The sequence below is a fragment of the Roseiflexus sp. genome (genome assembly GCF_057785375.1).
On the sequence record NZ_JBYNRX010000074.1, the window covers coordinates 74,603 to 94,719 of the forward strand.

Below are 20,117 nucleotides of genomic sequence, written 5' to 3' on the forward strand. Positions count from 1 at the left end.
TCATCGATAAGCGCCTTTCTCCGTCGATCGTGATACATCAGACAAATATAGACCCTCTTTTGTGAACACTCATCCGGTATGACGAAACATGATAGAATGAACCTGTCGATACAATATTGAAGCAGCACAACCTGCCTTGAAACCACCCGCCGGTTCTGAATGAGCGCTCTTGTGCGCTCATTCCTGGCAGAAACCTCTACGCAACGCTTCAAACCCGCATGCCCCATACCAAACCGAGCAAGAAGAGAGGAACCTGCATGCATTCACGTCGTTCATTCCTGGCGCTGATCCTGATCGCGCTGCCTGGATTGCTACTGACATTGAGCAATCCGCCGGTGCGCGCGGATGTGGCATATCCCGCATCTGGCGCATCGGTCTATCTCCCATTCGTCACGCGCCCCGCGGCGGTCGATCTGGTTCTCAACCAGGTCGAGATCACCCAATCGGTGCAGAACAGCAGTAACAGCGTGCCGCTGGTTACCGGACGCGCGACCGTGATGCGGGTGTATGTGACCGTATCCGGTGCGGCGGAACTGTCCGATGTGGTTGTGGAGGCTTCAGCAACGCGCAACGGCGCGCCGTTGCCCGGTTCGCCGCGCCGCTCGGGTCCACGAACGGTCACAACCAGCGCTTCACGCGCGAACTACGCCAGCAGTTTCAATATCGCCCTTCCGTCTGAATGGCTGTCGGGAAATGTGCAAGTCAGCGTTGTCGTTGATCCCAACAACCGGATCGTGGAATTGAACGAGTCAAATAATCGCCTGACGCGCACACTGGAATTTCTGGCAGTGCCGCAGCTCGATCTGACAATTGTGCCGATCGAGTATACGCATACGCCGAACGGACGCACGTACCCGGCGCCGACGCGCGATACCGTCAGCGACTGGATCATGCGCGCCTACCCGATCAACGGCGTCAACGTGCGGCTGTGTGCGCCACTATCGTTCACCGGCGATCTGCGGAGCGGCGCTGAATGGGAGCGCCTCCTCAACGTGATCACGTCAGTCAAGCAGGGTGATGGTGCGCGATCCTCGCGGGTGTACTACGGTCTGATACCGATTGCAAACGGCAGCGACCGCTGGTTCAGCAGCGGCATCGCCGGCATTGGCTGGATTGGCCTGCGCGCCTCGCTGGGACTTGATCTGACCAGCGCTGCGGATGCTGCCGGTCAATTAGCGGCGCACGAGATCGGCCACAACCTGGGGCGCTACCACGCGCCATGCGGCGTCAGCGGCGATCCACGGCAACCTTTTCCCTATGCGAATGGCTCGATTGGACCAGATGTGTATGGTTTGGATATCAGCCGCGCGCGCGTCTGGACCTCAACCGCACCAGATAACACGAAGGACTTGATGAGTTACTGCCGACCGCAGTGGGTCTCGGATTTCACCTACCAGGGGCTGTTGAACAATCAGCGCGTCTATGGCGCCAGCGTTGCGCCGGTTGGAACCGGGTATCTGGTGCGCGCTGTGTTGGCGGAAGATGGTTCGGCTACGCTGGAACCGGTGTACGCCCTCGACCATGTTGCCCTGGACGCGCCGCAGTCCGGCGAGTATACTATCGAATTGCTGGACGCCGCCGGAACCGTGCTTGCCTCTCACACCGTCACAGCCGTCGAAGCCGAAGGACCGTATTATTACGGCGAGGCGCCGGTGCATCACGACCATGACCATACCTATCGTTCGGTGATCGCCATCGTGCCTGCGCCGGCGGGAATAGCGATGCGGGTGCGTCTGGTGCGCGATGGCGTCGTGATCGCGGAGCGATCGATCAGGAATGGCGCAGCGCCGGCAGTCACTCAGGCAGCGCTTGCGCAGGAGAACGCCTTCTGGGTGCTCTCCTGGTCGAATGCGACTGTACCAGTGCTCGTGCGTTACACGCACGACGACGTGCACTGGACGACCCTTGGCGTTGATCTGGTCGGCGGGCGACTGGTCATCGATCCGCAGACGCTCCCTGGCGGCGGGCAGGGACGATTCGAGGTCGTGCCATCTGGCGGCGCCACGCTCACCGTCAATGGAGCGCCAACGGTTGCTGCAATTGACGTTCCGCCGCAGGCGTGGATCGATGGACCTGCCACGCTGCCAGCTGGCGCGCCGTTGCTCCTCTACGGGCGGGCTTCGGACCGCGAGGATGGCGCTATCGCGGATCTGTGCTGGAGCGTCAACGGCACACCTGCGGATGCAGGGCAGGCGTTGATGCTGGATAACCTCACACCCGGCGCATACCATATTCGCATGACGGCGCGTGACAGCGCGGGAAACGAGACGGAGGCGGAACATACCGTGGTCGTCGGTCCGTAGCGCCGTTGCAACGGTTCTGCATTGCAGGCATCTCTCACACAAAGGCGCGAAGGCGCAAAGAAACAGACGTGGATTCGTTTGAACAGATCATACGTCAGCACGGCGACGATCTCTATCGCCTTGCGGTGTTGCTGACGCCCGATCCAACCGCAGCGAATGCGCTCACGCAGCGGGTCGCCCGCCGTTTTCGTGATCGTAACCCTGCCGATGTGCTCGAAGTGGCGCGCGCCCTGCTCGAACATGCATACACACGACACAACCCGCTGCGCCGCAACGCATCACCTGGCTGGACGACTGCGCCTGACGTCAAGCCCGAGGCCGCGCCGTTGCTTACTGCAATTGCGCGCCTACCAGATGCACAACGGTTCGCGTTGGGGATGACGGTGCTGCATGCCTTCGATGGCGCGGATCGTTCAGCATACGCCATTGCCGGGCAAGAGTGGCGCGCGCTGGTGAGGGATGCGCTGTTGTCGTCGTTGCCGGCCATTGATCCTGAGATCGATCCATCACGCTTCGATCCCGATCAGGCGCCCGAAGAATGTCGGGCAACGCGAGCGGCGCTGATCCTCGACCTGACGGCCGCCTCCGAGCGTTCCGAAGTGCGCGGGCATCTGGCGCTCTGCGAGACGTGCCGGCAGGCGGCGCGCAACTGGCGGCGACTGGCGATGCACGTGGAAGAGACGCTGCGCGATGCGTTGCGCCCATGTCGGCTGCCGGAAGACGTTGCGGCACAGGCAATCGCCGCAGCGCGTCATGATCCGCGTCCAATTGGACGGCGCCTGATCGAAAGTCGCTGGTCGCGTCGTGCGTTGCTACCACTGGCAGTGCTATTCCTGATCGTACTGATCGTCTGGCCCCGCGGGCAGGCGGAGGAGTCGTCCGTTCCCGCTGTTCCCGCCTATTCGCCCCGCGAATTGCTCGCACGCGTGGAGCAGACCCTGTATACCCCATCGCCTGGTGAGGGAAGCTGGCAGGGCAGGTATCTCATTCGCTGGACGTTTGTCGACCAGACGTATGCCAACCTGCGCGGCGATCTCTGGATCGACCGCGAGACCGGGCAGCACCGCATCCAGCTGGTTCATCAGCAGGGGGGCGCTCCCTACGAATTTCAACTGGCCGATAGCCGGGATCAAGCGTGGTACGCAGTCGCGCCAGCCTACAGCGCAACGCTGGGACTGCCGTTCGCGGGCGAAGACTCACAGGGCATTCAGGCGAATGCCGACCCTGACATGCGGCAGCGTCTGTTAGGGGCGCGGTTGAACAGCGGAGCGTGGGCGACGCCGCGCCTCTATCTGGCGCAGGCGCGCACGGCAGAGGTGCAGAGTTGGGGACGACAGCACCTTGACGACGGCACACAGGTCGAGGTGATCGGATTTCGCGGCGTAAGCCTGCTTGGTTTCCCTCCCGATGCACCCAATGCTGGCGACACAAGCGCCACGATTCTGCTGGCGATCGATGGAGCGACCGGTTCCTTGCGCGAAATCCGTGAACTGATCGGTCCATCTGAGGGCGAGCAGGTGAGCCGCACAGTCTGGACATTTGACGGCGGGCGCGAAGTGGATCCGCGCGAGGAAGCGCGAATTTTTGGCATTGCATTTGCGTGGAATGGTCGGGGAACGTTCACCGCGCGGGACGAGATTGTCTCGCCCTATCTTCCGCTTGTACCGCCGGAGGTGATCATTCCACTCGAAGAGGCGATGCGTGAGATGATCGTGCTCCCCGACCCGCCGCCTGATACCGTCGAGGCAATCCTGGCGCGCGGCGCGTGGAGCGTTGATGACGACGCATGGTATGTTGGCAGCGGGCACATTGCGATCTACATTGGTTCAGGGCGACGGTTGAGCATCAGGGTGCTGCCTGCTGCTGACGTTCAGGCGCTGGACGAGTTCATCAACGCCGATGTTGATCGGGTTCGTGTGGGAGCGTATGGGGTCTGGCTGCGTCCAGGTCTCCGTTGGAATTATCAGGCGATTGTCGTCGATGGAGAGTCGCCGTTATGGGGAGCGCCTGGAGATGGCGGCGACGCATATTCACGGACGTATTGGGCGACTCTCGCAGAGAGACGGTCGCCTCTAAGGGAATATGTTGCGCAAGTAGAGGCGCAGGGGTACACACGAGCCGAGTTGCTGAAGGTGCTGGCGTCGCTCGATGTTGTGACGCCACAGCGGTATGAGGAGCAACGCGCATTCTTCGCTGCTGGCGCACCACGTCGCTGAGCGTATCACCGGTTCTCTTCGCGACGTTGCAGTTGTTCGGCGGCCTGCCGTTGCACCCAGAGCGGCGGCACGCCGTAGAAGGCGCGTTCAGCGTCGGTGACGGCGGGATCGACACGCCCGACCGTCCACCGTCCATTTTCGCGGATGAATTGTGTGCCAAAGCGCTGCGGCTGCCCGCGCGCCAGCAATGATCGATCCCAGGCAGCGGCAATAATCGACCATGCGCGCGGATCGCCCAGGTTCGCCGCGCGGCGCGCCAGCAGGCGCGCCAATTCCCAGTGCGCCGGTTCTTCGCCGTAGAGCATCACCAGCGAGGCATGGTAAAAGTCGCGCTCGGTTTGCAGTTTCCCCTGCGCATACAAGGTTGCGACGCGAGCACGACGCTGCCGACCGCGCCGGAAGCGATCCTCAGCGTCGGCGTCGAGGTCGATGATCTGCTCCTCCGCCAGTCGCTCCAGCTCGGCACTGACATCATCTGACATGTAGGCATCCATAACGTGCTCCTGCAACCTGCACGATCATTATACCACTTTGCAGTGCGGAAAGGCATGCGAGGCGGGGTGAGTGATGAATGACGAACAATGAGGTGCGAGGAAAGAAGCGAGAGGGGGCAGCGGCGTCTGTTAACCGTTGCACGTTGAAGGCGGGAAGGTTGAAGGTGGGGAGTAATTCCCAGTTCTTGATTCTCACACTCAACGGTGGTCAGTCATGCAAGATATTCGAGCGCCGGTTCGCGTCGCGCAACGAGCACCGTGCATCAACAGTATTGTACGAATGACCGCGCATGAGTATCAGGTCTTGTAGGAAGATCAACCAGATATTGGGCAATCTCGTGATCGGCGTTGGCTTCGACAGGCTCAGCCAACGCCAACCGCTCCACGGGTGCTGATTGTCGAGGTTGAGATCGATCTTCCTATTAGTTCTTAGTTCTTGGTTCTTGGTTCTCGGTTCTCGGTTCTTGGTTCTTGGTTCTCCTGTCCCCTACCCCAACGCCTCAAGCAGCAGATCGGCTTCTTCGGGCGTAATGCGTCCCTCGGCGACCATGCGCAGGATGGCAGCGCGTTGCTCTTCGAGGGTTGTCCCGGACGGCTGAGTCGTCACATCGGATGGCGTGGCCCCCTCTGGCGGCGCCGGCGTTTCTTCCACCGCAGCAGGCTCAGGTTCGCCGGCAACCTGCTCGACATGGATCCGAGTCGTGACACCCGTTGCCGCTTCGGGCGGAAGTGGCGGCGTCGGAGGACGCGGGATGCCCGCACTCTCCGGCGGGTGCGGCGGGTGTGGCGGCGCCGGTGGTCGCGTCCGCGGGATGCCCATACTCTCGAGTGCGCGTTCCACCGCCTCGAGTGCGCCAACAATCCCGGCCTGCGCGGCCGCAGCGGCTTCACGCTTCATCCGTTCCAGCCGCTCTTTATCGAAGCGCCACTCACGGTCGTTGATACGCACGCGAACTTCGCGGGGACGCCCTTCGTGCTGCGCGGTTTCGCGGGCGCGTTCCGTCGCTTCACGCATCTCGCGCTCGATCCGCTGGCGCAGACGCTCGGCTTTGCGCTGCGAGCGGCGCACCCATTCGTCGCTGCGCCCGCCCATCTCTCTGCTGAACTCCTCTGCCCAGCGGCTCATATCCCGACCAAATTGCTCGCCCCAGCGTCCCATTTCTTCGGCAAACCGCTCCGCCCAGCGCCCAATGTCGTCATCAGGCGTTCGTCCGGCGCCGGCAGACCGGGCAGCGCCTTCGCCCATGGAACTGCTGCTGCGCGGCGTTGGTCCACGCAGCGACAGGTCTCCACCGATGAACAGTTCGAGCAACGCCGCCCCCTCGCCGTACACTGCGCTGAACATCCCGCTACCGGCGGTCACGCCCGAACCGCGCACCGACCCGCCGACGGTTGCCCGCACGGTCAGGCTGGCGTCGGGCGGCAATTCGATCCGCGCATCGCCGCCGACATTCAGTTTCGTGACGCTATCGGGCGGGAAGCGCATCGCCAACGCCAGGTCGCCGCCGATATGCCCGATGTGGGTTGCGCTCGTCACATTGCGCAGCGTCAGGTCGCCGCCGATGCTGCCGGCGTTCAGTGCGCCGCCAATGTCGATGAAGGCAGCATCGCCGCCGATGCTGCCGATGCTGAGATCGCCGCTGATGGCGCGCATATCCGCATCGCCGCCAATAGAACCAAGCTTCACGCTACGCACCTGATCGATCCGCACATCACCGCCGACGCTCCCCCCTTCGAGAGCAGCACGATCACTCCGGCGCAGGCGCAGGTCGCCGTCCAGATCGCGGAAGCGCACGACCTCTGCCACGCTGCTGGCGTGCAGCGAGCCAGCAATTGCGCCAATCGCAAGACTCTGCACCTCATCGACGCCGATGTCGCCAGCGACATCGTTCAGCACCACCACGCCAGACCGGTTGATCTGCACATCACCGTCGATGGCTTCAGCAACGCGTAGACCGCCGACCCGCTCGACCAGCGCATCACCGGCAATGCGTTCGAACAACGCTTCGCCGCGTACATCCGCCACGCGCAGATCGCCATCGACATACTGCACCTCGAGCGAACCGACGCTACTGACCATCAGATCGCCCTCGATCCGGCGCACCACGACGGCTTCATCCACTGCTGCCGTCTGTACATTTCCCTCTACATCGCCGACGCTCAACGCCGCAGCGCGATTGACGGCAAGATCACCCTCGATATTACCAAGCGTCACCATTCCACCGACACCTTCGATCCGCACATCGTCTTCGGCAGAGTCGAGGGTGAACGACGCAATCCCGGTCACGAGAACAGCGTCTTCGACGGTTCCACCGGAAACGGTTGCGGTCGCTGGTACGCGCAGACGGATGTCGCCCTCGATGTCGCCAGCGATCACGATGTCCTGTTCATCGCGTTCCAGCGCAATTTCACACTCCTCTTCGGTCCAGACCTCCACCACGCCGGATTCGCCCGGCTCGACGCGGAGTGCGCCGGTGCAGCGATCAAAACGGATGCGCGGCGCATCACCAACAGATATGTTTTTGGCTGGCATTCTCTTGCTCCTATTCTACGAAAATCTCGATACGCTCCCCTTCTTCGAGGTCCTGCAACTCGAAGATGCGTCCTGGCGCGTCGCGCTCGATGGCGCGCAGCACATCGTCGTTCGTCACGCTGGCGTCGCGTGGAAGGAGGCGCGCGCCCAACTTGAGACCGACGGTTACCAGACCGGCGGGGATAGTGACATTAATCTTCTGCCGGCGCGAGTGCAGGTCGGTGACCACCACGCGCAGCGAACGGGTGCGCGCTTCAGCTCGGGCGCGGGCGCGCGCTGTTTCATCAGCGATGGCTTCGAGGAGGCGCGCTCCTTCTTCGGCAGAGATCTGCCCCTGCTCGATCATCCGCAGGATGCGCAGACGATCATCGGTCGTCGTCATACGATGCTCCTTACGATCTCAACAACCGCAGCGCATCCTCGACCGAAATCTCCTTCGCCGCTAGGCGGTCGAGAATGGCGCGCCGGTCAGGGCGCGCCTCTTCCGCTGGCGGACCGTACCCGAGCGCAGCGACGATGTCGTCAAGTCGGCTGCGCGCCGTGTTGTAGGCAACTTTGAGGTCGCTGGCGACGCCGTTGATATTGCCGCGGTTCTTAACGAGCAACTCGACAAACTCCACTTGCTCGCGCGACAGGCGCCCCAGGCGACCAAGCGCGAAGCGCCCTTCGATCGCGGTGTGGCATGCGTCGCACTCCAGGCGAGTGACGTGCAATGCCTCACCGCAGACCGGGCATATGGTGAGGAGGGGGTTCATAGGTGGCATCTCCTGTCTTCAGAGGTCAGTGATAAGTGACGAGCGACGTCCTTGCAGCAGGCGTGGGCTGAGCCTGCCGAAGCCAACGCCCCTTGCGCATCCGGCAATGCGCAAGGACGAGCATTGTAAGAAATACCGTAACTGTTGTGGTTTTTGAGAACATAATCCGGTATCGCCCGGTCAAGCCTGCGCAGGCGGGCTTCGCTTCCCGTAGCCCGCGACTTCAGTCGCCGGGCTACAAGGCGGATAGCCGAATAATCAAACTCCATCACCGTTACCAACCATCACACGCCAGCGGCGCGCGCCGGTTCGCCCCACCCTGTGTCAGCGAGTCGTGCAGGGCAACGGGCGGGGACGGTGCGCGCCTGCTGCGCCTTCCGCGCGGCGGCCACCTCGGCGAGCAAGGTCTGATACCGTTCGCGCGCCATGTCCAGTGATTGCTCAAAGGTCAGCGGCATTGCGTTCACCTCCTTTCAACCTGAATGGCGTTTCAGGCCATTTCTTTGCAATATATTATCATGCCATCAGAAAAAGTCAATATGTTTTGGCAATTTTCATCAACAGAAAGATATTTTTTACCATCCATTTGAAAGGACCTGCATGATGGCGCATTTGTTGGTTCTGTCAAAACGTGCGGCAACGTCGTACTGCCAATTCAAGGTTGGGTAGGCGAAGGCAATGCCTTCGCCTACCCGGTCGCACTTCAGTCAGCGATTTTTCGAATAGGCTCTACGTAGAGCGATTACCCACAACCTGGACCATCAAGGACGTGGAGCGGCCACCGTGGGCTTCGACAGGCTCAGCCACCGCGGGCTTCGACAGGCTCAGCCACCGTGGGCTTCGACAGGCTCAGCCACCGTCAGCCGCAAGACGGTCAATACGAGCAATAATTGTTCAACATCAGGTTGATCGCTCTATGAGAGCGTGCCTGAAATCTCGCCTCACGAGGCGCAGTTGGGCAAGCGAAGGCAAGATGAAGCAGGCATATTCCTCCGCCAGGGAAGGTCAACCACGGTATCGCCGCACCACTCCCCCGATCGCCACCATTGCCAGCGCCGCCAGGCTGATCATGCCGCCGATCAGGAATGAGCGCGGACGGTAGACGAATTCGACGGTGTGGGTTCCGGGCGGCAGCCAGACGCCGCGCAGGGCGTAGTTTGCCCGCACGATCGGCGTTGGCTCTCCATCGACTATCACTTCCCACCCGTCGTAGTAGTTGTCCGCCAGAATCAACAGCGCCGGTGCGGAAGGCGCCGCGATGACCGTGACGGCATTCGGTGTGTAATGCACAGTGGGGGTTGGATCAGGGGTTGCGGGGGCGGGTCCGGCTGCGGGCAGCGGGTCCGGCACAACCGCCACGGTCGCCGGGTCGAAATCGGGGCGCGCCATGTAATCGAGTTGCGCGTCGTCATCGGGAATGGTTTCGACGCGATAGACGAGCCAGGCACGTGGGAGCGCTGTGGGGTTGCGGTAGATGCGTCCTTCGTCGCTTTCGTGAACCAGTTCGAGACCGGGATAGCGCGCCTCGGTCGTGCTGCCCGGCGGGAAGATGAGGTACTGCACGTTGAGCATGTCGAGCAATCGCGGACGTTCATACGCCGACGTCAGGAAGGCGCGCAGGCTGACGTTCCCCTCGCTCGTGCGGCGGTAGTCTTTGCCGTCGATCAGCCGCGCCAGGCGATTGTAGCGCGCCGGGTAGAGCGAATGGTAGCCGCGCACATCTTCCAGACCATACGCGCTCGCCAGGTTCGGCGGCAGCGCGTCGTAGTCGGCGCCATGAATGCGGAATGGTCCTGGTTGCGCTTGCAGGAACGCGATCTGACGAGTCGGCGGGTAGAGGACGTGGAAGAGTTGCAGGTCACGCGGATAGGTCGCCAGTTCGCGGGTCAGATCGGTCGTCGGCTGTGCAATCGACGGCGGGACCGAGGTGTTGAATCCAGCGCCGTACCACCACATATCCAGCGCAGCAATGGCAATCACTGGCGCAAACGCGACGGCGGCGTTGCGCCGGTAGAACCGCAAGAACACAATGCTCGCCAGACCAATGGTGCTAAAGATCAGTGGCGGAAGCAGTTGCTGGGTGCGGATCATCGTCAGATACTGACCGAACCGCGACTGTGGCGTGAAAAGCGCCAGATGGTGGAGCGACCATCCAGCAATGAACACGCCGACAGCGAGGAGCAGGAGACGAGCGGCTGGCAGGCGAGCGCGCCAGCCTGTTCCGGGAGGCGCGCTCTCCCACGCGCTGGCGTTGGCAGGCGCATACAGCCGTTGCGCCGCAATGGCGGCCAGGAGAGCCACGGCAAAGCCCCACACCATGTACCAGCGGGTATGATCCTCGAACTGGCGATATGGTGGGATGAGGGCGATGAAGACCTGGAGCAGCGGCGTGCGCACCGCCAGCGCGAATGATGCCGCCGCCATGACGCCGAAGAACGCCGCCAGACGGTGACGCGCCAGCGCCAGCCCGATGATCGCCAGCGCCAGCGGCGCCAGCCCGACGTAGGGATAAGGAACCTGGAAGGTCGGCGGTCCCCACGCTGGCGGCGGTCCGATCCGCTCGAAGCCGCCGAGTGCGGGAAAGATGAGCCGCAGCATGCTGCCGAAGTGCTCTTCCGGCGGCGCCAGCGAGAAGCCGATGTCGCTCCGCTGCCCCTGCGCCGATAGCGCCATTGCGGGCAACAGTTGCACGGCGCTCAAGCCGAGACCCAGCGCATACGCCAGCGCCAGCCCGATCAGCAGGCGCCAGCGCGGCGTCGTGCGCCCTTCGTCGCGCTGCACGATGCGGAACAGGGCGTAACACCCGGTCGCCACATATGTGTAGAACGCCAGTTGAATCTGCGCCAGCACCACGAGCCCCAACATCGCGGCTGCAGCTGCCCAACTCCGCCAGGCGCCGCTGTGTATTGCGCGTTCAATGCCCCAGAAACACCATGGGAGCATCGCAGTCGCGCCCGAAAGTTCCGGGAACGGCAGATAGGTGAGCATATGCCCGGTGAACATATAGGCAATGCCTGCCAGCGTCGCCGGTCCTTCGTCCAACCTGATGCGCCGCGCAAACGCATAACTGCCCAACCCGGCGATGATCAGTTGCACGCAGGCGTAGACGCCGAGCGCCTTATCGAGCGGTAGGATGAGAAAGATGAGATTGGGCGGGTAGAAAAAGGCGATCTGCCCATCATCGAGCAACGGGACGCCGCTCAGAATCGAGGGGTTCCACAGGGGCCAGGCGCCCTGGCGCACCATTTCGTTCGTCAGCAGGCGCCGGGGATAGATCTGGCGGATCGAGTCGGTCGAAATATGGTTATTGACCGGCACGCGCTCATATGAGTAGCGCCACGGGTGCAGGTGCAGCAGGGCGTCGAGCGGCAGGAAGACCTCGCCACCGATGAGCGGACGCCAGAGAAAAATCACTGCGCTCAGACAGATGACGGCAATTGCCACACCCCTACGTGGTATAGTGCGCATTGATTTCAACATACTCTTTGCTGAAATCGCACGTCCAGATCGTTGTGTGCGCAGCGCCCAGCCCCAGGTCGAGCGTGATGAAGACCGGGTCCTGCCGCAGGAGCGCCGATGCCGCTGCCAGATCGGCATCGAGCGGCAACCCATTGGCAACCAACTGGATCGGCGACGACGCCGGACCAAACCAGAGCGCCAGCCGGTCAGGGGCGATGGCGGCGCCGCTGTACCCGGCGGCGCACACAATGCGTCCCCAATTCGGGTCGCCGCCATGGATGGCGGTTTTCACTAGCGGCGAGCGCGCGATGGCGTTCGCCACCTGGTGCGCCTGCTGCTCATCCGCCGCGCCGCTGACCGTGATTTCCACCAGGCGGGTGGCGCCTTCGCCATCGCGCGCGATCTGTTTCGCCAGGTCGATGCACACCTCAGTGAGCGCTGCCGCGAAGTGCTCGAATGCAAGCTCGTCTTCTACAAACGCATCGCTCACCGAAACGCCAGACGCTCCCGATGCCAGCAGGAGGAGCGTATCATTCGTGCTGGTGTCGCCATCGACGCTGACGCGGTTGAAACTGCGGTCGGCGGCATAGCGCAGGGCGCGGTCAAGGATTGCGGGAGACGCCTGCGCATCGGTGGTCACCATCGCCAGCATCGTCGCCATGTTGGGATGGATCATCCCGGCGCCTTTGCACATTCCGGCAATCGTGACGGTCTTCCCGGCGACCGGAAGAGTGCGCACAGCGACTTTCGGGCGAGTGTCGGTGGTCATGATGGCGCGCGCAGCAGCGCCTGCCCCACGTTGCGCGCCCGGTCCGGTCAGGGCGGCGATTCCCTGCGCGACCTTCGCCATATCGAGTTGCCTGCCGATCACACCAGTCGAAAGCACCAGCACCTGATCGGCGCGGCATCCAAGGCGTTCGGCGGTCATCTCCGCCATCGCGCGACAGTTGGCGGCGCCCTGCGGTCCGGTGCAGGCATTGGCGTTGCCTGCATTGACAACCACTGCACGGATAGACCCTGCATTCGTCGCCAGTACGTCCTGGTCATAGATCACTGGCGCCGCCTTGACGCGATTAGTGGTAAAAAGACCGGCGGCGCTGCACGGCGCGTCTGCGGCGATCAACGCCATATCGAGCGCGCCATTCGGTTTCAAGCCGCAGGCGGTTGCTGTCGCCGTGAAACCAGGGGCAAGGGAGAAGATATCTGCCTCGGTGTACATTGTCGTCATATTCCTGTTGATGGGAGAACTGAGAACCGGGAACTGCAAACCGAGAACTCAGAGAGGACTCCAGGGTGACCGTCTCTGTGCGCACCAAACACACCGCCCTGCCGGAAGCGCTGCGCAGTGCAGACACCAATGGTTCTCTGCGCGGTGACGGGGGTGCAGACATGATGTGTCAGGAACTGCCGTACCGCTGCGGGCTAAAGCCCTCGCTGAGAATGTGAAAGCCCCTCCGGGGCTGATTCGCACGCTGGACGCCGCTCCAAATCGCTAAGAATAAGCGCGATGACGGACAAGGTTGCGCCATCTCTCCACGCAGCCAATGGCTCTTGAGCCTGTGGCAGCCCCACAGGGGCTTGCCTGACCTAAGCAAGGGCTTATGAACATTAAGAATTAAATCCGGTAGAGCCTGCGAAGGCAGGCTTCGCAGCCGTAGCCCGCGGCTTATGATTTTTGAGAAAATAATCCGGTATCGCCACGTCCAGCCCGCGAAGGCGGGCTTCGCTTTCCGTAGCCCGCGACTTCAGTCGCCGGGCGGGTAGGCGGATAGCGGTCCCACGGGCGATGTGCGACGGTCGGGTGGGCGCGCCGCTGGCGCGCCCCTACGTGCGCTGTCCCGCGGGCAACGGGCAACGCTGTCGTGGGCGTGGCGGTGCAACGCCCCTACCTGCCCCACCTTCAACCTTCAACCTTATAACCTTCAACCCCTACCGCCCCTCCAGCAACGCCTGCACCTTCACCGGCAATCCGAAGATCTTGATGAACCCTTCGGCGTCTTTCTGATTGTAACTGTCGCTCATGGTGAAACTGGCGATATCGGGGTTGTAGAGGCTCTTCGCGGCGCGTCGCCCGACGAGCATGGCGTTCCCCCTGTACAGTTTCAGGCGCGCCTCGCCGGTGACGTTGCGCTGAGTCACGCGCACAAAGGCGTCGAGCGCCTCGCGCAGCGGCGTGTACCACTGCCCATAGTAGACCAGTTCAGCGTAGCGATGGGCGATCACATCCTTGTAGTGCAGCGTATCGCGATCGAGCGTCAGTTGTTCGAGACCCTGGTGCGCCACTCGCAGAATCGTCCCGCCAGGGGTCTCGTACACGCCGTGGCTCTTCATGCCAACGAGTCGGTTTTCGACCAGATCGACGCGTCCGATGCCATGTCGTGCGCCAATGTCGTTCAGCATCAGCAGCAGATCGACCGGTCCCAGGCGCTCGCCGTTGACGCTCACCGGCACACCCTGTTCAAACCCGACGATTACATACTCCGGTTCGTGCGGCGCCGCTTCAAGCGCGGTCGTCAACGTGTACATCGCCTCTTCCGGCTCCTGCCAGGGGTCTTCGAGGATGCCGCCTTCGTGCGACATGTGCCAGATGTTGCGGTCGCGGCTGTAAATTGATTTGAGCGTTGCAGTCACCGGAACATTATATTCGGCAGCGTAATCGAGTGCGTCCTCACGGCTGCGGATATTCCACTCGCGCCAGGGGGCGATGACCTTCAGATGGGGCGCAAATGCCATATAGGTCAGTTCAAAGCGCACCTGGTCATTCCCTTTTCCAGTGCAACCGTGCGCCAGCGCATCGGCGCCTTCCTGCAACGCAATTTCCGCCTGACGGCGGGCAATCAGCGGGCGCGCCACCGATGTGCCGAGCAGGTAGGTGCGTTCGTAGACCGCACCGGATTGGAGCAGCGGAAAGAGAAAATCACGCACAAACTCTTCGCGCAGGTCTTCGACATAGCACTTCGAGGCGCCGGTCGCAATCGCTTTCTCTTCCAGCCCGCTCAGTTCGTCATCCTGCCCGATGTTGGCGCAGTAGCAGATGACTTCCGGGTTGCCGTAGTTCTGTTTGAGCCAGGGGACGATAATGCTGGTGTCGAGACCGCCGGAATACGCGAGAACGACTTTGTTGACTCTGATGCTCATGATTGTTCCTTGTTGATCTTCAGGGATGTGCCCGCTGTATGATGTTCTGCCGTCATCGTCAGACGATAATGTTCCTGCAAGGAACGGACGCGCAATTCCTTCTGGCGCAACGCCTTGATGGCGCTGACCGTCGCCGCAGCGCCGGTGAGGGTCGTCACCAGCATCACCCCGTAGCGGATGGCTGCCGAGCGCAGCGCCTGTCCGTCGGCATAGGCGCGCGAGCCGAGCGGGGTGCTGATCACCAGCCCGACCTTGCCCGACGCAATCAGATCGACGGTGTGGGGTGAGCCTTCGGAGACTTTGTTGACCGTGATCGCCGGTAGATCAAGCTGATGGAGCCATGCCGCCGTGCCGCGTGTGGCGTAGATCGTAAAACCGAGTTTCACCAGGTCGCGGGCAATGCGCCCAATCGCGCCCTTGTCGTAATCGTTGACGGTCAGCAGCGCGCCGCCGCCGGTTGGAATACGCTGGTTAGCGCCCATCTCAGCTTTGGCAAAAGCATGCCCGAAGGTCGAAGCGTGCCCCATCACCTCGCCGGTCGAACGCATTTCGGGACTGAGGAAGACCGCTGCGCCGGGGAATTTATCGAATGGCAGGACGGCTTCCTTGACGAAGAAACCGTTGAGTGACGGCTCATGCGTAAACCCCAGTTCGGTCAGTTTCTTGCCGGCTGCTGCCTGCGCGGCAATCCGCGCCAGCGGCACGCCGGTGGCTTTGGCGACGAACGGCACGGTGCGCGACGCACGCGGGTTGACTTCGAGCACATAGACCTCGTCGTCCTTGATGGCGAACTGAATGTTCATCAACCCTTTGACGCCGAGCGCCTCGCCGATGCGGATCGTTTCGTCACGGATGATCGAGAGGTGATAGGCGCTCACCTTGTACGGCGGCATAACCATCGCCGAGTCGCCGGAATGAACGCCAGCCTCTTCGACGTGCTCCATAATGCCGCCGATCACTACACGCTCGCCATCGCCGACGGCATCGACATCGAGTTCGAAGGCGTCTTCTAGATAGCGGTCGATCAACACCGGTTGACCGGCGCTGATCTGCGTCGCCTCATGGATATACTGCGCCAGCCCTTCATCATCGTAGGCAATCGCCATGGCGCGCCCGCCAAGCACATAACTGGGGCGCACCAGCACGGGGTAGCCGATCCGCTGCGCCACCCGCCGGGCAGCCTGGAGATCAGCAGCCATGCCGCTCTCCGGTTGCATGATGTCGAGCTGCCGGAGCAATTCACTGAAGCGCCCGCGATCCTCCGCCAGGTCGATTGAGTCCTGCGAGGCGCCCCAGATCGGCACGCCAGCCGCTGCCAGCCCTTTCGCCAGGTTGAGCGGCGTCTGCCCGCCAAACTGCACGAGCATTGGCACAGGCGTTCCTGTTCCGCCATTTCGCATGCCCGACTCGTTCTCCCAGACATTGAGCACGTCTTCGAGGGTCAGTGGCTCGAAGTAGAGGCGGTCGCTGGTATCGTAGTCGGTCGAGACGGTTTCCGGGTTGCAGTTGATCATGATCGTCTCGTACCCGAGGTCGCGCAACGCAAAACTGGCATGGATGCAGCAGTAGTCAAACTCGATCCCCTGCCCGATGCGGTTGGGTCCGCCGCCGAGAATAATGGCTTTGGGTCGGTCAGTCACCGCCGATTCATCGGATGTCGCATACGTGCTATAGAGATAGGGGGTATAGGCTTCAAACTCGGCGGCGCAGGTATCGATCCGATGGTAGACCGGCAGAATGCCAAGCGCCTTGCGATATGCCCGCACATCCATTTCGGTGGGAGCGTGGGGCGCGCCATCGCGCACGGTCGGTTGCAGAACGAGTGCGATCTGTGCGTCGGAAAAGCCGTTTTCCTTCGCCTCGCGCAGCAGATCGGCGGGGAGCGTCTCGATCGTGTGAGACGCAAGCGCCGCTTCGAGGTCGATAATCGCGCGCATCTGCGCCACAAACCATGGGTCATAGCCGGTCAGCGCGGCGATCCGCTCGATGTCCCACCCGGCGCGCAGGGCATTGGCGACGTGAAAGATGCGCTGCGCGGTCGGAATGCGCAGGTCGTCTTCTAATGGCTCCGATGGCGTTTCGGCGCTCAGACGTTTCCCGGCAAACGCACCCAACCCGACGGTGCCGATCTCCAGACCACGGATCGCCTTCTGGAGCGCCTCATTGAACGTTGCGCCAATCGCCATCACCTCGCCGACGCTCTTCATCTGCGGTCCGAGGGTTGGATCGACGCCGGGGAACTTCTCGAACGCCCAGCGCGGGATTTTGACCACGATATAGTCCAGGCTCGGCTCGAACGATGCCGGCGTCACACGGGTAATGTCATTCGGAATTTCGTCGAGCGTGTAGCCAACGGCAAGCAACGCCGCGATCTTGGCAATTGGGAAACCGGTGGCTTTGGATGCCAGCGCCGACGAGCGGCTGACGCGCGGGTTCATCTCGATCACGAGCGGCGTGCCGTCGCGCGGATTAACGGCGAACTGAATATTCGAGCCGCCGGTCTCCACGCCAACGGTGCGAATGACGATCTTCGCCATTTCGCGCAACCGCTGATACTCGCGGTCGGTCAGGGTCATCGCCGGGGCAATGGTGATCGAGTCGCCAGTATGGACCCCCATCGGGTCGAGGTTTTCGATGGAACAGACGACCACGAAGTTGTCCATCCGGTCGCGCATCACCTCGAGTTCGTACTCTTTCCAGCCGAGCACCGACTGTTCGATGAGCACCTGCGTCACCGGCGAGGCGCGCAAGCCGCGATCCGCGACTTCACGCAATTGCGCTTCGCTGTATGCCACGCCGCCGCCGCTGCCGCCAAGGGTGAACGAGGGACGCACCAGCACCGGGTACCCGATCCGCACCGCCACCTCCAGCGCATGATCGACGGTCGTGACGGTTTCACCGAGCGGCACACGCAACCCGGCATCGAGCATGGCGCGCTTGAACAGTTCACGGTCCTCGGCGAGCGCAATTGCCCGGGGTGATGCGCCGATCAGTTGAACGCCATAGCGGTCGAGCACGCCGCTCTCCGCCAGTTTCATCGCCAGGTTGAGCCCGGTCTGCCCGCCGACGGTTGGGAGCAGCGCGTCGGGCCGTTCGCGTTCGATAATTTTCTCGATAATATCAGGGGTCAGCGGTTCGATATAGGTGGCGTCCGCCATCTGCGGGTCGGTCATGATCGTCGCCGGGTTGGAATTGACGAGCACGACGCGGAACCCCTCGCGGCGCAGCACCTTGCACGCCTGGACGCCGGAGTAATCGAACTCGCATGCCTGACCGATGACAATCGGACCGGAGCCAATGATCAGAATCGTATGAATATCAGTTCGTCGCGGCATTGATAATCTGTCTCTCTTCTCGATGTCCTGGTATGTGGCATGCGCCAGAATCCGATCCAAAGACGCTGAAACAATCTCCTGTCAGGTTCAGAAGAGACGTTACGGTGCAACGTCTCTGCCTGTGCGCCTCTCGCCGCTCGCCTCACCCATTTCGTTCCTGCGACGAGGTCAGCGCGTCGATTACATCAAGAACATCACGGGATGCGGTATCCAGATCACGAGTCGTCTGCGCAAAACTCGCTGGCAAACCGGGATCGCTGACTCGGACCGCCAGCCGGGCGACGCCGCGCAGATTGTTGAGTGGCGTCAGCAGGTCATGGCGATAGACGTGCAGTTCATGGTCGCTCAACCCGCCGACCGCACGTGCGCGTTCACAGCGGTCAACGCCTTCAGCAACCAGCGTATCGAGGCGTGCCATTGAGTCACGCAGCACATCGATCAATTCCTCGAATCGACCTCCCATCAATGAGGCGGTCTGATCCGCACTCAACCGGCTCAATTCATCAATTGCACAACGCAACATACCGAGCGGCGCGGCAAGTTCCGCCTGCATGATCTGCACACGCTCTGCCGGCGAACGCTGGCAGAACGGTCGCAGGCGCTGGTAGAGCGACATAGCGTTTCTCCCTGATGTCGGGTTCATGCTCCTGGCAGCATCGCATGAACCACAGTTTAACGTCAGCCAACGGCGCTTTCAGGCAGCGAGCGATCGCCTCATTCTTCAACCGCTCGACGCCGAACGCCGGTTGCGCGCCTGCGCCATAAGTTCGACAAACTGGCGAAACAGATAGCGTGCATCGTGCGGTCCTGGCGCGGCTTCAGGATGGTACTGCACACTGAAGGCGCTCTGACCCGGCGCACGCAACCCCTCAACACACCCGTCATTCAGGTTAATATGCGTAATCTCGACCCCCTCCGGCAACGACGCCTCATCAACTGCAAAGCCGTGATTGTGGCTGGAAATCTCCACCCGCATCGTGTCGCTGAAACGCACCGGCTGGTTGCCGCCGCGGTGGCCGAAGTGCAGTTTATAGGTTGTACCGCCGAGCGCCAGACCCAAAATCTGATGCCCCAGGCAGATGCCAAACACCGGCGTTTTGCCCAGGAGATCGCGCACTGCCTGAGCGCCATACGTCACCGCCGCCGGATCGCCCGGTCCATTCGAGAGAAACACGCCATCGGGCTTGAGTGCCAGCACATCGGCGGCTGGGGTTGTGGCTGGCACGACAGTGACGCGGCAGCCATGCTCCGCCAGCAGGCGCAGGATATTGCGCTTGATGCCGAAGTCATACGCAACGACATGGAACGTGGGTTCCCCGCGTTGCGCTGGCGTCTCACCCGGACCCCACTCCCCCGGATTGCCTTCGACCCAATGGTACGGTTCAGCGCAGGTCACATACGGTACCAGGTCGAGACCATTCATCGATGGCGCAGCGCGTGCAGCGGCGATCAGGCGATCCGGTTCCAGGTTCTGCGACGAAATAATGGCGCGCATCGCACCCTGAGTGCGAATGTGGCGCACCAGCGCGCGGGTATCAACCCCGGTCATCGCCACGATGCCATGCTCTGCCAGGTACTCGTCGAGCGACTGTGCAGCGCGCCAGTTGGAGACATATGGGCTGGCGGCGCGCACAACGAAACCGGCGACCCAGGGATGGCGACTTTCTTCGTCTTCGCAATTAACGCCGGTATTGCCGATATGCGGCGCCGTCATCACCACAATCTGACCATAATAGGATGGATCGGTCAGCACTTCCTGATAGCCGGTCATCGAGGTGTTGAACACCAACTCACCGGCGCGCTCGCCAATCGCCCCCAAGGCATATCCGTGCCAGATCGTGCCATCCTCCAGCGCCAGCATCGCGGGTGTGCGTTGTTTCATGC

The 20,117-nt window shown here is 62.1% G+C and carries 13 protein-coding genes; 2 read left to right on the forward strand and 11 right to left on the reverse strand.

All coding sequences use genetic code 11. From position 1 onward, the window contains the following. Positions 1-257: 257 nt before the first annotated feature. Together AC3EA7_RS13235 and AC3EA7_RS13240 are read left to right on the forward strand one after the other, a co-directional pair. Positions 258-2,303, forward strand: coding sequence for a CARDB domain-containing protein (locus tag AC3EA7_RS13235; protein WP_488614531.1), 2,046 nt, complete (start codon positions 258-260; stop codon positions 2,301-2,303). A gap of 68 nt (positions 2,304-2,371) precedes the next feature. Further along, positions 2,372-4,519: a hypothetical protein gene (locus AC3EA7_RS13240; RefSeq protein ID WP_488614532.1), complete on the forward strand. Its 2,148-nt coding sequence runs from the start codon at positions 2,372-2,374 to the stop codon at positions 4,517-4,519. 5 nt (positions 4,520-4,524) lie between these two features. Here AC3EA7_RS13240 and AC3EA7_RS13245 read toward each other — a convergent pair whose 3' ends face one another. The 11 genes from AC3EA7_RS13245 to carA form a co-directional block, all read right to left on the reverse strand. Continuing rightward, positions 4,525-5,013, reverse strand: coding sequence for a hypothetical protein (locus AC3EA7_RS13245; RefSeq protein ID WP_488614533.1), 489 nt, complete (start codon positions 5,011-5,013; stop codon positions 4,525-4,527). 487 nt (positions 5,014-5,500) lie between these two features. Beyond that, the gene (locus AC3EA7_RS13250; RefSeq protein WP_488614534.1) at positions 5,501-7,546 is read right to left on the reverse strand and encodes an SHOCT-like domain-containing protein; all 2,046 of its coding nucleotides are present in this window, start codon (positions 7,544-7,546) and stop codon (positions 5,501-5,503) included. A 10-nt stretch (positions 7,547-7,556) separates the two neighbouring features. Then, positions 7,557-7,928, reverse strand: a complete 372-nt coding sequence (locus tag AC3EA7_RS13255; protein ID WP_488614535.1) for an SHOCT-like domain-containing protein — start codon at positions 7,926-7,928, stop codon at positions 7,557-7,559. Positions 7,929-7,938: 10 nt separating this feature from the next. Further along, positions 7,939-8,301 carry a DUF2089 family protein gene (locus AC3EA7_RS13260; protein ID WP_488614536.1) on the reverse strand — a complete coding sequence of 121 codons (363 nt, stop codon included), beginning with the start codon at positions 8,299-8,301 and terminating at the stop codon, positions 7,939-7,941. Positions 8,302-8,585: 284 nt separating this feature from the next. Beyond that, positions 8,586-8,759: a hypothetical protein gene (locus tag AC3EA7_RS13265; RefSeq protein ID WP_488614537.1), complete on the reverse strand. Its 174-nt coding sequence runs from the start codon at positions 8,757-8,759 to the stop codon at positions 8,586-8,588. Positions 8,760-9,306: 547 nt separating this feature from the next. Further along, positions 9,307-11,769 (reverse strand): YfhO family protein, encoded by a 2,463-nt coding sequence (locus AC3EA7_RS13270; RefSeq protein ID WP_488614538.1) that lies wholly within the window; start codon positions 11,767-11,769, stop codon positions 9,307-9,309. Beyond that, complete coding sequence (argJ, locus tag AC3EA7_RS13275) at positions 11,750-12,979, reverse strand: bifunctional glutamate N-acetyltransferase/amino-acid acetyltransferase ArgJ (RefSeq protein ID WP_488614539.1); 1,230 nt, start codon at positions 12,977-12,979, stop codon at positions 11,750-11,752. The genes AC3EA7_RS13270 and argJ overlap by 20 nt, the downstream gene beginning before the upstream one ends. Before the next feature lie 710 nt (positions 12,980-13,689). Then, entirely contained in the window at positions 13,690-14,898 is a 1,209-nt protein-coding gene (locus tag AC3EA7_RS13280; protein WP_488614540.1) for an argininosuccinate synthase, read from the reverse strand. Continuing rightward, positions 14,895-18,233: a carbamoyl-phosphate synthase large subunit gene (gene carB, locus AC3EA7_RS13285; protein WP_488614541.1), complete on the reverse strand. Its 3,339-nt coding sequence runs from the start codon at positions 18,231-18,233 to the stop codon at positions 14,895-14,897. Before carB ends, AC3EA7_RS13280 begins: the two co-directional genes overlap by 4 nt. Before the next feature lie 142 nt (positions 18,234-18,375). Further along, positions 18,376-18,849, reverse strand: a complete 474-nt coding sequence (locus AC3EA7_RS13290; RefSeq protein ID WP_488614542.1) for a histidine kinase — start codon at positions 18,847-18,849, stop codon at positions 18,376-18,378. Between the two features lie 105 nt (positions 18,850-18,954). Continuing rightward, complete coding sequence (gene carA, locus AC3EA7_RS13295) at positions 18,955-20,115, reverse strand: glutamine-hydrolyzing carbamoyl-phosphate synthase small subunit (protein ID WP_488614543.1); 1,161 nt, start codon at positions 20,113-20,115, stop codon at positions 18,955-18,957. Between the last annotated feature and the right edge of the window lie 2 nt (positions 20,116-20,117).